This is a genomic window from Arthrobacter sp. NPDC080073 (genome assembly GCF_040686575.1).
In the GTDB taxonomy this organism is placed as follows: Bacteria; Actinomycetota; Actinomycetes; order Actinomycetales; family Micrococcaceae; genus Arthrobacter.
Genome location: NZ_JBFBKR010000013.1, coordinates 83,888 through 96,983 on the forward strand (window position 1 = coordinate 83,888; position 13,096 = coordinate 96,983).

13 protein-coding genes are annotated in these 13,096 nt (G+C 63.4%); 6 read left to right on the forward strand and 7 right to left on the reverse strand.

Annotation, left to right across the window (positions count from 1 at the left end; translation table 11 throughout):
- Positions 1-28: 28 nt before the first annotated feature.
- The 4 genes from AB0O52_RS15430 to AB0O52_RS15445 form a co-directional block, all read right to left on the reverse strand.
- Complete coding sequence (locus tag AB0O52_RS15430; RefSeq protein WP_364539013.1) at positions 29-490, reverse strand: hypothetical protein; 462 nt, start codon at positions 488-490, stop codon at positions 29-31.
- Between the two features lie 48 nt (positions 491-538).
- Complete coding sequence (locus AB0O52_RS15435; protein WP_364539015.1) at positions 539-1,792, reverse strand: DUF6596 domain-containing protein; 1,254 nt, start codon at positions 1,790-1,792, stop codon at positions 539-541.
- A gap of 3 nt (positions 1,793-1,795) precedes the next feature.
- A complete protein-coding gene (locus tag AB0O52_RS15440) occupies positions 1,796-2,155 on the reverse strand; it encodes a YciI family protein (protein ID WP_028267572.1) in 360 nt (119 codons plus the stop codon).
- Between the two features lie 122 nt (positions 2,156-2,277).
- On the reverse strand, positions 2,278-3,093 hold the full coding sequence (locus AB0O52_RS15445) for a methyltransferase domain-containing protein (RefSeq protein ID WP_284983586.1): 816 nt from the start codon (positions 3,091-3,093) through the stop codon (positions 2,278-2,280).
- A gap of 189 nt (positions 3,094-3,282) precedes the next feature.
- Here AB0O52_RS15445 and AB0O52_RS15450 point away from each other — a divergent pair, with 189 nt between their 5' ends.
- Both AB0O52_RS15450 and AB0O52_RS15455 read left to right on the forward strand, forming a co-directional pair.
- Entirely contained in the window at positions 3,283-3,681 is a 399-nt protein-coding gene (locus tag AB0O52_RS15450; protein WP_364539017.1) for a nuclear transport factor 2 family protein, read from the forward strand.
- A gap of 15 nt (positions 3,682-3,696) precedes the next feature.
- Entirely contained in the window at positions 3,697-5,178 is a 1,482-nt protein-coding gene (locus AB0O52_RS15455) for a cytosine permease (RefSeq protein WP_364539019.1), read from the forward strand.
- 138 nt (positions 5,179-5,316) lie between these two features.
- On the opposite strand, the gene AB0O52_RS15460 is transcribed toward AB0O52_RS15455, so the two are convergent.
- From AB0O52_RS15460 to AB0O52_RS15470, 3 genes are all read right to left on the reverse strand, one after another.
- Positions 5,317-6,543, reverse strand: a complete 1,227-nt coding sequence (locus AB0O52_RS15460; RefSeq protein ID WP_364539021.1) for a pyridoxal phosphate-dependent aminotransferase — start codon at positions 6,541-6,543, stop codon at positions 5,317-5,319.
- A 35-nt stretch (positions 6,544-6,578) separates the two neighbouring features.
- A complete protein-coding gene (locus tag AB0O52_RS15465) occupies positions 6,579-7,232 on the reverse strand; it encodes a hypothetical protein (protein WP_364539023.1) in 654 nt (217 codons plus the stop codon).
- A gap of 152 nt (positions 7,233-7,384) precedes the next feature.
- Positions 7,385-8,320 carry an NAD-dependent epimerase/dehydratase family protein gene (locus AB0O52_RS15470; RefSeq protein ID WP_364539025.1) on the reverse strand — a complete coding sequence of 312 codons (936 nt, stop codon included), beginning with the start codon at positions 8,318-8,320 and terminating at the stop codon, positions 7,385-7,387.
- 157 nt (positions 8,321-8,477) lie between these two features.
- On the opposite strand from AB0O52_RS15470, the gene AB0O52_RS15475 reads away from it, so the two are divergent.
- The 4 genes from AB0O52_RS15475 (at position 8,478) to dnaK (ending at position 13,094) form a co-directional block, all read left to right on the forward strand.
- On the forward strand, positions 8,478-9,203 hold the full coding sequence (locus tag AB0O52_RS15475; RefSeq protein WP_364539027.1) for a WHG domain-containing protein: 726 nt from the start codon (positions 8,478-8,480) through the stop codon (positions 9,201-9,203).
- 22 nt (positions 9,204-9,225) lie between these two features.
- The gene (locus AB0O52_RS15480; RefSeq protein WP_364539029.1) at positions 9,226-10,032 is read left to right on the forward strand and encodes an oxygenase MpaB family protein; all 807 of its coding nucleotides are present in this window, start codon (positions 9,226-9,228) and stop codon (positions 10,030-10,032) included.
- Between the two features lie 7 nt (positions 10,033-10,039).
- Positions 10,040-10,894, forward strand: coding sequence for a DUF817 domain-containing protein (locus AB0O52_RS15485; protein ID WP_364539031.1), 855 nt, complete (start codon positions 10,040-10,042; stop codon positions 10,892-10,894).
- Between the two features lie 334 nt (positions 10,895-11,228).
- A complete protein-coding gene (gene dnaK / locus AB0O52_RS15490; RefSeq protein ID WP_364539033.1) occupies positions 11,229-13,094 on the forward strand; it encodes a molecular chaperone DnaK in 1,866 nt (621 codons plus the stop codon).
- The last annotated feature ends 2 nt before the right edge of the window (positions 13,095-13,096 follow it).

Consider the following 13,096-nt stretch of genomic DNA (forward strand, 5'->3'; position numbering starts at 1 on the left):
AATGCTTCTGGCCCACGGTCGACGAAGCTCAGGCACAATGGCCATACCTCGAGTGCATCCAGTGAAGCATCGTGTCTGGGAGGTCGTCTCCCGAAGCATATTGGTCAAAGTAGGAGTGCGGGCCATTGGACATGTATCCGGTCTCGTCGATGCCAAAATGGCCGATCATGTGAAGCCCGCGCTCCTCGGCAATACCCTTGAGTTTCTTCGCTTCCTGGAGGATTGGCTGCTCATCGTAATAGTCGTCCTCGGCCCAGATTCCGGCGTGCGCGATCGCAAAATACTTGGAACCCTCGAGCTCCAGATGTTCCAGGATGGTGTCCTGGAACGGATTCAAGCTGCCTTCGAAGGACTCTGTAACAACCCGGATGCTATCCAGCTGCATCTCGGCGTCGAGGCCGATCACGACGAGTCGTGGGTAGAGCTTTTCTTCTTGGTCGATGAGCGGACGGGCGAGAATCTGGAGGTCAAAGCCTGCTTGAATAATCATGGTTCGAGGCTATTCGTGGCCGCGGACCACAAACAGGGATCACTTTGCCTATGTGGACAACTGCCCGAGCTTGGCCGCCTTCACGAGGAGGTACTGCCGTTCCTGCAGGCTCCCTGTTTTCTTTGCTGCGGCAAGAAAGCACACCCGGGCACCCGCAAGGTCGCCGGACATTTCGAGCAGGTGACCGCGGACGGCGTCGAGCCTGTGCCAGTTTTCCGGGCCATTCTCAAGCCCCTCCAGCAGCTCAAGGGCCGCCCGAGGCCCCTCGACCATTGCCACCGCAACTGCCCGGTTGAGCCTCACCACCGGGCTTGGGGCCATGGCTTCGAGGACCGTGTACAAAGCAAGGATCTGCGGCCAGTCGGTCTGCTCCGCGGAGGCCGCCTCAGAGTGGACCGCGGCGATCGCGGCCTGCAGCTGGTAGGGTCCCGGCTGCCCGACCCCCAGCACCGCCGACACCAGTTCAAGGCCCTCGGCAATCTGCGCCGCGTCCCACAGGCGGCGATCCTGCTCGGCGAGCGGCACCAGCATCCCGTCCGGGAGGGACCTCGCCCGGCGTCGTGCATCGGTGAGGAGCATGAGGGCCAGCAGTCCGCCCACCTCAAGCTCGCCCGGGAGGAGGCCGCGCAGGAGCCGCGTAAGGCGGATGGCCTCCGCCGTGAGGTCTTCGCGCTGCATGGATGGCCCGGAACTCGCCGCGTAACCCTCGTTGAAGATCAGGTACAGGACGTGGATTACGACGCCGAGCCGCGCCTTTCGCTCGCCCGGTTCCGGGAGCTCGAAATGGGCCCCCGCCTTCTTGATGCTCTGCTTGGCCCGGCTGATCCTCTGGCCCATGGTGGCCTCCGGGACAAAGAACGCGCTGGCGATTTCCGCCGTCGTGAGCCCCCCGACTGCCCGCAAAGTCAGTGCCAGCTGCGAGGGTGCTGAGAGGGCGGGGTGACAACAGAGGAAAAGGAGGGTGAGGGTGTCTTCCGAAAATCCGTCCGTGTCACCGTTCGCAGAAGGCTCCTCGCGAGGCGGCGGTTCCAAGGCCGCCGCGCGTTGTTCGCGTGCCTGCCGGGCGCTTTCGCTGCGCCAATAGTCCACCAAGCGCCGACTGGCGACGGTGAGCAGCCAGGCCCTGGGATTGTCCGGGACGCCGGAAGCGGGCCATTGCAATGCTGCCTCGAGCAGCGCCTCCTGGGCGGCATCCTCGCACTCTGCGAATTGGCCGTACCTGCGGACGAGCACGCCAAGGACCTGCGGCGCAAGCAAGCGCAGCAGGTCCTCGAACGTGGATTCACCGGAAGGCTCGGCCAAGCGCTAGACCTCCGGGGGCTCGTCCTGGACGCGACGAAGCTCCACAACGGGGGCATACTTCACGATGCTGGAGCAGATTTCCACGGCCCGTTCTTCGCTCGCGACGTCCACCACCCAGTAGCCGATGAGGGATTCCTTGGCCTCGGCGAAAGGTCCGTCGGTGGTGATGACCCCGTTGTCCGTCTGCTTGACCAGCTTGGCGGTGCCGGGGTCAGCCAGTCCCGCGTTGAAAACCATCTCGCCCGAATCGCTGAGATCCTTGTCGATCTGGATCATGAAGCCGATCATTTCCCTGATCCACTCGGGATCGGCGGTTTCCATCATGCCCTCGGCAGAACCAAACATCATGATCATGTATTTCATCTCGAACTCCTTATCAGGGCGCTCCGTGTGGGCGCTTTCGTTCATGGGTCGGAACTACGGGACGGTTTTCGACATGGTTGATGGAAATTCCCAGAAAATGTTTGGCGGGCTGCCCGCGGCCGCTACGCCCGCGCGATGACTTCCCCGTTCGGGATCAGGAAGAAGCCATCATCAGTGGAGCCCCAGCGGTGCCAACCGGCGGCGATCCGGGCCAGGTCAGCCTCGTTGGCCAGGCCATATTCCAGCGCCTGCTCGGCAAAGGCGGAGTGCAGGACGCGTTCGCTCCAAACCCGCGACTGCCAACGGCGCTGCTGCGCGGTGGCGTACAGCCAGTTGCTGCTCGAGGGCGCGACGTCGGTGAAGCCCGCCTGCTGCGCCCACGACACGAGCCGCCGCCCGGCGTCGGGCTCTGCTCCGTTCCGCCGGGCGATCTTCTGGTAGAGCTCCATCCAGTCGTCGAGCTCGCGGACCTCCGGGTACCAGCTCATGCCGTGGAAGTCGGCGTCGCGCACTGCCACGATGGCGCCGGGTTTGGCCACGCGCCGCATTTCGCGCAACGCGGCCACGGGGTCGGTCAGGTGCTGCAGGACTTGGTGGGCGTGGACGAGGTCGAAGGTCTCGTCCTCAAAGTCCAGATCGTAGATGTTACCGGTCACGAATTCCACGTTTTCCACACCACGTTCGGCCGCGAGCGAGGCAGCCTGGGCCACGATGTCGGCGGAACGGTCGAGCCCGACCACCTTCGCGGGAGCCACCAGCTCCGCGAAGTCGCAGGTGATGCTCCCAGGTCCGCATCCGACGTCGAGCACTGACGTCCCGGCGGTGAGATGCGGGATGACAAACGCGGCAGAGTTCTCGGCTGTGCGGGAGGCGTGGGCGCGTACGACGGACTCGTGGTGGCCGTGTGTGTAGACGTCTTCAGGCTTCTGCTCGTTCATAGGGAAACGCTACCCCGATGGAGCGGAAAGCGGGCGGAACTGCCCAATGACTCTTCACGAAATATGTTGCCTAAAAGGCATCAGTTGTTGCATGATGAAAAGGTGATCCACATCACCCCGAGCACACGCCCGTTCGGCGGCGACCTACGCCGGCCAGCAGGGCCATTCCAAGCCAGAAATGGAGAATAGATGAGCCTGCAGCTAACGCCGGAAGAAGTCACGTCGGCAGCGGAACGGATCGTTGCGGCCTATTCGGCCATGGACGAGGACGCATATTTCGGCTCATTCGATCCGCAGGCGACCTTCTTGTTCCACGGGACCCCCGAACGGCTCAACAGCCGGGACGACTACGAAGAGCAGTGGCGCACCTGGGTGTCCGATGGCTGGAAGGTGGTCGGCTGCCACAGCAGCGATCCACTCATCCAGATCTACGGCACAACTGCGGTTTTTTCCCACAGCGTGGCTACGACTACGGAGGAGCGGGGACAGCGGGCAGTCACCGAGGAACGGGAAACCATCGTGTTTACCCGGACCGGCTCCGGCGGCATCAAGGCCGTGCACGAGCACCTATCACTCAACACTTTCTGATCACGGAGTCCAGCAATGACGACAGAAGCATCCGACCGGCCCAGGGCGCGGCCCGGCGCACCACTGATCGAGGTCCGCTCAATCGACTGGGTTCCCGATAACGAGCGTCACGGCCGCCTGTGGCACCAAGCGCCGCTTTGGTTCCTGGGCAACTTCCAGTACTTCTCCATCCCGATCGGTTTCATCGGCCCATCGATGGGCCTGTCCCTCGGGTGGACGGTGGTGGCCAGCGTTCTGGGCATTGGAGTGGGAACCATTTTCATGGCCTTCCACGCCTCTCAGGGTCCAACCATGGGCCTACCGCAGATGATCCAGTCGCGGGCCCAATTCGGGTACCGGGGCGTGGTGGTTCCCTTGATCGCCACCCTTTTCACCTATGTGGCCTTCAATGTCGTTGATACCGTGCTCCTCGGTGACGGCCTCGGCAGTGCTTTCGGCTGGAACCCGGCACTCATTGCCGTTGTCGCTGCCGCGGGCGCGGCGGCCCTTGCGATCTTCGGCCACGACTGGCTGCACAAGGCATTCCGCGTGCTGCTCTACGTTTCCCTGCCGCTGATGCTGATTCTGACCATCGGAGTCATCACCGGAAACGCCGGCGGAGCCGAAAGCACCACGCAGTACGGCTTCAACTGGGGCGCGTTCATGGCGCAGTTCGCCGCGGCATCGGCATACAACATCACGTATGCCCCCTACGTCTCCGACTATTCGCGATACCTGCCGTCCAGAACCAAAAGCCGGTCCGTCATCGCGGCTGTGTTCTTCGGTGCATCGTCGTCTGCGATCTGGCTGATAGTCCTTGGGGCGTGGCTCGCGATCCGGCTTGGCGCCACCGACGGCCTCGCCGGACTCCAGCTGGCAGGGAACACGGTTTTCGTGCACCTCGGTGATGCTACCGCGTTGCTTTCGGCCATGGCCCTGGCCGCCACCATGGGAATGAACGCCTACGGCGGGATGCTTACCGTATTGACCACGGTCGATTCCATCCGGCCGATCAAGCCGACCCGCAAAGCCCGGGTCATCACCATCCTCGTCCTGACGGCGGTGTGGTACCTCGTTGCCAGCACCATCACCTCGGGGGCTGTCAGCACGGTGTTCTCCTCCCTGACCCTCATGCTGTACCTTCTGGTTCCCTGGACGGCGACGAACCTGGTCGACTACTTCCTGGTCCGCAAAGGCCATTACGCCATCACGGACCTGTTCACTCCCAAGGGCATCTACGGTGCCTGGGGGTCGCGGGGCTTGCTCTCGTTCGCCATCGGCCTCGTCGCTGAGGTGCCCTTCATGGTGCTGCCCCAGATCGGTTCCTGGAGCTACACGGGACCCCTTGCCCAGGCCTTGGGCGGCGTCGACATCGCCTGGCTCGTCGGGTTGCTGGTCACTTCCATCGCCTACATCCTGCTCAGCCGCTCACTCAACGTGGCTGCCGAACAGGCGGCACAGCTAAGCAGCGATCAAAAACTCGGCCGCGAGGAAGAAGCAACGACCCCCGTGCATTAGTGACCCCGGGGCATGCTTCTGAGCGAGCGTTGGGGGAAACCCGGCGATAGGTGAGCGAGCGTTGGGGGAAACCCGGCGATAGGTGAGCGAGCGTTGGGGGAAACCCGGCGATAGGTGAGCGAGCGTTGGGAGGAGGGCCTACTCCTGGGGCCGGTTCCGATAGGCCGCCAGGAACGTGGCGATCCTGCGCACCGCCTCCTCGATCTCGCGGACGGACGGCAGGATGACGAAGCGGAAGTGGTCCGGGGCGGGCCAGTTGAAGGCCGAGCCGTGAGAGACGAGGATTTTCTGGTCCTGTAGGAGATCGAGGACAAATTTCTCGTCGCTCTCAATCGGGTAGACATCAAGGTCCAGCCGCGGGAACAAATACATTGCCCCGGCCGCGGGAACGCAGCTCACTCCGGGGATCGCGGTCAGGAGCTTCAAGGCCAGGTCCCGTTGTTCGCGGAGCCGGCCTCCTGGCCTGATGAGCTCCTCGATGCTCTGGTAGCCGCCCAGGCAGGTCTGTATGGCGTGCTGCGCCGGCACGTTGGAGCACAAACGCAGGGAAGCCAACAGCTCCAATGCTTCACGGTATTCAGCGGTCGCCGCGTGCGGGCCGGTCAGGGCGACCCAGCCGGCACGGTAACCGGGCATGCGGTAAGCCTTGGAGAGGCCGCTGAAGGTCAGGACGCAGATGTCGTCTGCCACGGAGGCCATGTGGATGTGCTGGGCGTCCTCGTAGCGGATCTTCTCGTAGATCTCGTCCGAGAAGAGGACAAGATCATGCTTGCGGGCCAGTGCCGCGAACTGCTCCAGGATGTGGCGGGGATATACCGCGCCCGTGGGGTTGTTCGGGTTGATGATGACGATGGCCTTGGTGCGCTTGGTGATTTTGGCTTGGACGTCGGACATGTCCGGCCACCAGTTCTGGCTCTCGTCGCAGAGATAGTGCACCGGGTTGCCCCCCGTGAGGGTCACTGCGGCCGTCCATAGCGGATAGTCCGGAGCGGGGATGAGGACCTCGTCGCCGTTTTCCAGGAAGGCCTGCAGCGTCATGGAAATCAGTTCACTGACGCCGTTGCCGATGAAGATATCCTCGACGCCGATATTCATCAGGTTCTTTGTCTGGTAGTACTGCGAGATCGCTGTCCGCGCGGTGAAGATGCCTTTGGAATCGCTGTAGCCTTGAGCGCCGCGGAGGTGGTGGATCATGTCCACCACCACGGACTCCGGAGCTTCCAGCCCGAAAGGCGCGGTGTCACCAAGATTCATCTTGAGGATGCGGTGCCCTTCGGCCTCCATGGTCTTGGCCGCTTGGAGGATGGGCCCACGGAGTTCATAACGGACGTTCTGTAGTTTGCTGGAGTGCTGCATCGGACGCATGGTTGATCATTTCACGTCCTGGGGCCTGTTATCCCTCATTCCCAGCGGATGATGACCGGCAAGCTGCTCGTATTGGCCGCGACTTCACGTTCAGTGCCGCGGACTGCCACGACAAAATGCTGGAGATCGTCCGCCGAGGCCAGGACCTCGAAATGGCCGGTGGGATCGCTCACGACGGCGGTTCCGGACGAATGCGGGCGGATATACGCCTCAGGGATGCCCTTGTTATGGACGTCGACCAACCTGCCGTGGATGAGGCGGGCCACCGCGGCAGCAGCAAGCAGGGGTTCAGCGACCGGAGGTTCGGAAGGCTCGTCGAGGCTTATGCCGATGGGGACGCGGACCAGGAAACCGAGGCCTTGGCGGATGCCCGCGTCGTACTCGTCCGGCTGGAATTCGCCGCTGGAGACCACGGAATATTCGGTGTTCTGCTCGATGGCAACCAAGAGCTTCTCCATGTTGTCCAGCTGTGTGGGACCATGGCATTCAACGGCCACCTTTAGCTCAAGGTCCAGCAGCGGCCCCTCCCGCCGGGAACGGCCCACCCTGTTCATGGCAACGGCATGGACCGTGACGGGGGCATCGATGGATTGACCGGTGGGTGGTTCGGAACCATCATCGAAGCGCACGCGCGCGGGCGAGACGGCGTCGGAAAGTATCCCGAGGAGCTCGGTCAGGGATGATCGCACAACACCCACGGTGACACTCCAGTCCACAAAGTGGTCCAGCTAGCCGTTGTGCTCTACGTTACTCCCGCATTGGTCCACGAGTCACCCGGATTCAGGCGTAACTCCATTCGATGGTTGCCTGTTTGGCGTTACATCGTTGCGTCGAATAAGGCTCAGCGTGCAGCCACGGTTTGCTGATCCCGCCACCAGGCCACTGTTGCCGCCATCGCGTCCGCAAGCGGCGTCGGTTCCTGCCCGAGCTTGGCCTGGCTCGCGGTGGAATCCATGACGAATGGCCGTTCGAACTGGTACAACATTTCGGCCAGCTCCCGCATATCGGTGGAAAACAGGCCAAGGGTCCGGAGCAGCCAGCCTGGAACCACACTCAGCTTCGGTTCGGGAACGCCGGCCGAGCGTGCGAAGTTTCCAGCGATTTCCCGCATGGTCATTGCCGGTCCTGTGGGTGCGTGGAGCACTGAGTTCCAGAGTTCGGGCTTTTGGGCCGCGGCGATCATGGCTGCGGCGAGATCCGGGACGTAGGTGAAGGAGTGCGGCTGCCCGGCGCTTCCGAGAACCTGGACGGTCTTGCCTTTGAGGATCAGGGGGACCATGCGCTCGCCGGCATGCGCCATGCGGGCCCGTGGCCCGAAGAAATCGCCCGCCACCACGCTGACGGTGTTCGCCGGGTGGGCTTGCCGGGCCTTCAGCAAGGCGGAGCGGATCCCGCGCTTGCCACCGGCAGCTTCGCGCGGGCTGCTTTCAGTCATGGTCTTGTCCGGCTCGCTGTAGGAGTACAGGCTCTCAGGGAAGACGACGACGCCGCCCGCCGCCGCCGCGGCGTCCATCACCACCCGCTCTGCTGCGGGAAGCTCGGCCGCCCAGGCTTTGGCGCGGTAGGCGGAACCGTGGATGCAGTGGAAGACGGCCGCGGCACCGTCGAAGGCTTCCGCCAGCTTGGCCGGGTCGGAGACATCCACGCGGAGCTTTTCGACCAGAGGGTGGTCCGGGCCGCTCCCGGAGCGGGTCAGGACACGCACCTGTTCTCCACGTTCCGCGAGTTGCTCGGCAATGGTCCATCCGACGGGGCCTGCTCCTGTGACGACGTACATGGTGTTGCTCGCTTTCTGGCTGGGGATCGAGTCCTCGGGTTGTAAGACTTATTCGAGAGCAGTGCTCTCTGAATTCAGGATGGGCTCTTTCGAATCCCTTGTCAAGAGCACTGCTCACATTTGTTGCCACTGCTCTCCTTTGTGGCATGCTGGATGCATGAGCCTCCCTCCCGCCGCAGCGGCCAAACACTCGACGCCCCGCGAGCGGGCCCGGGCCCAGACGGTGGCGGACATCATCCGGCTGGGCCGCCGGCACCTTGCTGTGCATGGCGCGGCGGGCTTGTCCCTGAGGGCTGTTGCGCGCGATCTTGGCGTGGTGTCATCCGCTGTGTACCGCTACGTTGAGAGCCGGGACGAACTGCTGACCCTCCTGCTGATTGACGCTTACGGAGAGCTGGGCGACGAAGTGGATGCCGCCGTCGACGCCCTCCCCGGGGACGACTACCGCCGCAGGTTCCTGGCGCTTGGGCGGGCCGTTCGTCAGTGGGCCCTGCGTGAGCCGGCACGGTACGCCCTCCTGTTCGGCAGCCCGGTGCCCGGATACCAGGCGCCCGCCGAGCGCACCACCGAACCCGGGACGCGGGTGATCTACCGGATGGTGGGGATCTTCGATGCCGCCTTCCGCGCAGGTGCCTTGGCCGCCGACGTTGCGCCCGCCGTCGTCGTGCCTCCCGCTCTTGCCGCAGACTTGGCGGCCATCCGGGCCGAACTGGGCGTGGCCGTTCCCGAGCCTGCACTGGCCAGGGGCATGCTGGTGTGGACGTCGGTTTTTGGTGCGGTCAGCTTCGAGGTATTCGGCCAGTACGGAGCTGATACCTTCGCCGCGCGCGACGAGTTGTTTGAGCACCAGCTTGAGGTGCTGCTGGGGATCGTCGGGTTGTAGGCGCCGACGGTAGAGTGTCTAGATGGCTCGCGGACTTGCTGACATCGGCGCGGAGGGCGTTTTGCTCGCCGGAGCAGGACGCGCCATCCTGATGCAGATCGCCAATCCCGCGGTCGGTCACGGCGTAGCCGAACACAGCAATTTCGCCGAGCGGCCACTGGACCGGCTGCGTGCAACGATGACGTACGTCTACGCCGTAATCTATGGCTCGGACGAGCAATTGGCCGCGGTGCGCCGGGCTGTGAATCGTGCGCACGCCCCTGTTCGCCGGTCAGCGGACGGAGGGTCGACGGGATACAACGCCTTTGACTCCCAATCCCAGCTCTGGGTGGTGGCGACCCTCTACGACACCGCCGTCACCGTTTACGAAAAGGTCCATGGAGCCCTCGACGACGAGACGGCCGATCGTGTCTACCGTGAGTATGCGCGAATCGGGACAGCGTTGCAGCTTCCCGCCGAGCTCTGGCCTGCCGACCGCAAGGCCTTCGCCGGCTATTGGGACGAATCCGTGCGGAACCTCGAACCGGATGCAGCTGCATTGAGGGTGGCTCGCGAACTTCTGTACCCCGCGGGTGGGCCGTTCTTGATGCGGTTGAGCATGCCGTTGGTCCGGTTGCTTACCGCGGGCCTGCTGCCGGAGCAGCTTCGTGCGGGTTTCGGACTTCCTTGGAACGCCCGGGATCGGCGCAGCTTCGACGGCACCATGCGGCTCTTGGCGGCGGCCTATCCAAGGCTGCCGGAAAAAGCCAGGCATTGGCCGAAGAACTATTATCTTGGCCGGCTCGGGCCCGGCGGGCCCGGCCTTGGCGAGTTCGGTCCCGGCGAGTAGGGCGCTGATGCGTGAGCTCACCGCGGTAGAGGAACTTATCGACGGGAGCGCGAGCCGCTTCCTGGGGAGTGCCCCGGTCCAAGGGCTTCGATCCAGGCTCATCGAGTTCACCGTCTTCGGCCTCAAGCAGGCATGGGCGTGCATCTTCGGCGCTTCGCTCCTCGCCGTCATTTTCGCTGCCCACCTCTGGTATCCGGCCAGCGCCGGCCTCGCGAGGAACGATTTCCTGACGATCGCCGCCGTCGTGATCCAAATCCTGATGGTGGCCACGAGGCTGGAAACCTTGCGCGAACTCAGGGTTATCGTGCTCTTCCACATGGTGGGAACGGTCATGGAGTTGTTCAAGACCGACGTCGGCTCGTGGTCCTACGAAGCCGAGGGTGTCCTCCGCGTAGGCGCCGTTCCGCTCTTCAGTGGCTTCATGTATGCAGCGGTCGGCTCGTACATGGTGCGGGTTTACCGGGTTTTCGACCTGCGTTTCGACAGGTATCCGCGGCGCTGGATCACCGCGGTCCTCGCTGCGGCCATCTACCTGAACTTCTTTTCGCACCACTACGTCGCTGACGCCCGCTGGGTCCTGCTGGCCGCCGTCGTCGTGATCTATGGCCGGTGCGTCATGTACTTCAGGGTGTTTCGTCGTCGACTCCGGATGCCGCTGGTCCTTGCATTCCTGCTGGTGGCGCTCTTCATCTGGATTGCCGAGAACATCGCCACCTGGTCCCACGCCTGGCTGTATCCGAGCCAGCTGGATGGCTGGCATTTGGTGTCCCCGGACAAGCTTGGCTCGTGGTTCCTCCTGATGATCATCTCCGTGGTGCTGGTGGCATGGGTCTACAAGCCGATGCCGCCGGACTCCGCCTGACGGAACACCCGGCGTCGACATCGCCGGAACGCTGCGGACTCGCCGGAGCGCTCACGCGAACCGGCACTGTTCCCGCGAGTTCGACGTCGGCCCTCTGTGTTCTCCCACGGCGAAATCGGCCATAATCCCTGAGTTTCCGCGGTTCTTGAGCCCTCGGAGAACGGGGTTGAGCGTACTCCACTCAACTTTGGATTGACATTGAATGAGGGCTGAGTACAGTTGAGTCCAGAACGCTCAACTAGCCGAAGGTTGAGTGCTCCCCGCCCTCCAAGCCCTCCGTGGGTATCGGAATCGGGTGAAATCTCCATCGTCGGCCATTGAAAGGAAGCAACATATGTCACGCGCTGTAGGTATCGACCTCGGAACCACTAACTCCGTCGTCTCTGTTCTCGAAGGTGGCGAGCCCACCGTCATTGCCAACGCCGAGGGTGGCCGTACCACGCCGTCGGTCGTTGCATTCTCCAAGTCCGGTGAAGTCCTGGTTGGCGAAATTGCCAAGCGCCAGGCCGTCAACAACATCGACCGCACCATCACGTCCGTAAAGCGCCACATGGGCACCGATTGGTCCGTCGCCATTGACGACAAGAAGTACACGCCGCAGGAAATCTCGGCGCGTATCCTCATGAAGCTCAAGAACGACGCCGAGAGCTACCTCGGCGAAAAGGTCACCGACGCTGTCATCACCGTCCCGGCCTACTTCAACGACGCCGAGCGCCAGGCCACCAAGGAAGCCGGCGAAATCGCCGGCATGAACGTTCTCCGCATTGTCAACGAGCCCACCGCCGCTGCACTTGCCTACGGCCTGGATAAGGGCAAGGAAGACGAACTCATCCTGGTCTTCGACCTCGGCGGCGGAACGTTCGACGTCTCCCTGCTGGAAGTCGGCAAGGACGAAGACGGCTTCTCCACCATCCAGGTCCGCGCCACCGCCGGCGACAACCGCCTCGGCGGCGACGACTGGGACCAGCGGGTTGTTGACTACCTGCTGAACCAACTCAAGGTCAAAGGCATCGACCTTTCCAAGGACAAGATCGCCCTGCAGCGACTGCGTGAGGCTTCGGAGCAGGCCAAGAAGGAACTCTCCTCCTCCACCAGCACCAACGTCTCCCTCCAGTACCTCTCCGTCACCCCCGACGGCCCGGTCCACCTGGACGAGCAGCTGACCCGCGCCAAGTTCCAGGACCTCACCAAGGACCTGCTCGAGCGCACCAAGAAGCCGTTCCACGACGTCATCACCGAGACCGGCATCAAGCTCTCCCAAATCGACCACATCGTGCTCGTGGGCGGTTCCACCCGTATGCCCGCTGTGTACGAGCTCGTGAAGGAACTCGCCGGCGGCAAGGAGCCCAACAAGGGCGTCAACCCGGACGAAGTTGTTGCCGTTGGTGCAGCCCTCCAGGCCGGTGTGCTGAAGGGTGAGCGCAAGGACGTTCTCCTGATCGACGTCACCCCTCTGTCCCTCGGTATCGAAACCAAGGGCGGCGTCATGACGCACCTTATCGAGCGCAACACGGCCATCCCCACCAAGCGTTCCGAGACCTTCACCACCGCTGACGACAACCAGCCGTCCGTGGCCATCCAGGTCTTCCAGGGCGAGCGTGAATTCACCCGCGACAACAAGCCGCTGGGCACGTTCGAACTGACGGGCATCGCTCCGGCACCGCGCGGCGTCCCCCAGGTCGAGGTCACCTTCGACATCGACGCCAACGGCATCGTCCACGTCTCCGCCAAGGACAAGGGCACCGGCAAGGAGCAGTCGATGACCATCACCGGCGGCACCGCGCTGTCCAAGGAAGAAATCGACCGCATGGTCCGTGAAGCCGAGGAGCACGCAGCCGAGGACAAGGCACGCCGCGAGGCTACCGACACCCGCAACACTGCCGAGCAGCTCGCCTACTCCGTGGACAAGCTCATCGCCGAAAACGACGACAAGCTGCCTGAAGAGGTCAAGACCGAGGTCAAGGCCGACGTCGACGCCCTCAAGAAGGCCCTCGAAGGCACCGACGACGCAGTAGTGAAGACCGCTTTCGAGAAGCTGCAGCACTCGCAGTCGAAGCTCGGCGAAGCGATCTACTCGCACGCAGGTTCCCCGGATGGCGCAAGCAGCGCCGCCGGTGCTGAGGGCGCTCAGGCCGGTGCCAAGGGTGCCGACGAGGACATCGTCGACGCCGAGATCATCGACGAAGACGAAAAGAAGTAAAC

Bases quoted from the DNA above. Each gene is read 5' to 3' on its own strand.
- AB0O52_RS15430 (WP_364539013.1), bottom strand. From the start codon at position 490: ATGATTATTCAAGCAGGCTTTGACCTCCAGATTCTCGCCCGTCCGCTC.
- AB0O52_RS15440 (WP_028267572.1), bottom strand. From the start codon at position 2,155: ATGAAATACATGATCATGATGTTTGGTTCTGCCGAGGGCATGATGGAA.
- AB0O52_RS15445 (WP_284983586.1), bottom strand. From the start codon at position 3,093: ATGAACGAGCAGAAGCCTGAAGACGTCTACACACACGGCCACCACGAG.
- AB0O52_RS15450 (WP_364539017.1), top strand. From the start codon at position 3,283: ATGAGCCTGCAGCTAACGCCGGAAGAAGTCACGTCGGCAGCGGAACGG.
- AB0O52_RS15455 (WP_364539019.1), top strand. From the start codon at position 3,697: ATGACGACAGAAGCATCCGACCGGCCCAGGGCGCGGCCCGGCGCACCA.
- AB0O52_RS15460 (WP_364539021.1), bottom strand. From the start codon at position 6,543: ATGCGTCCGATGCAGCACTCCAGCAAACTACAGAACGTCCGTTATGAA.
- AB0O52_RS15470 (WP_364539025.1), bottom strand. From the start codon at position 8,320: ATGTACGTCGTCACAGGAGCAGGCCCCGTCGGATGGACCATTGCCGAG.
- AB0O52_RS15475 (WP_364539027.1), top strand. From the start codon at position 8,478: ATGAGCCTCCCTCCCGCCGCAGCGGCCAAACACTCGACGCCCCGCGAG.
- AB0O52_RS15480 (WP_364539029.1), top strand. From the start codon at position 9,226: ATGGCTCGCGGACTTGCTGACATCGGCGCGGAGGGCGTTTTGCTCGCC.
- AB0O52_RS15485 (WP_364539031.1), top strand. From the start codon at position 10,040: ATGCGTGAGCTCACCGCGGTAGAGGAACTTATCGACGGGAGCGCGAGC.
- dnaK (WP_364539033.1), top strand. From the start codon at position 11,229: ATGTCACGCGCTGTAGGTATCGACCTCGGAACCACTAACTCCGTCGTC.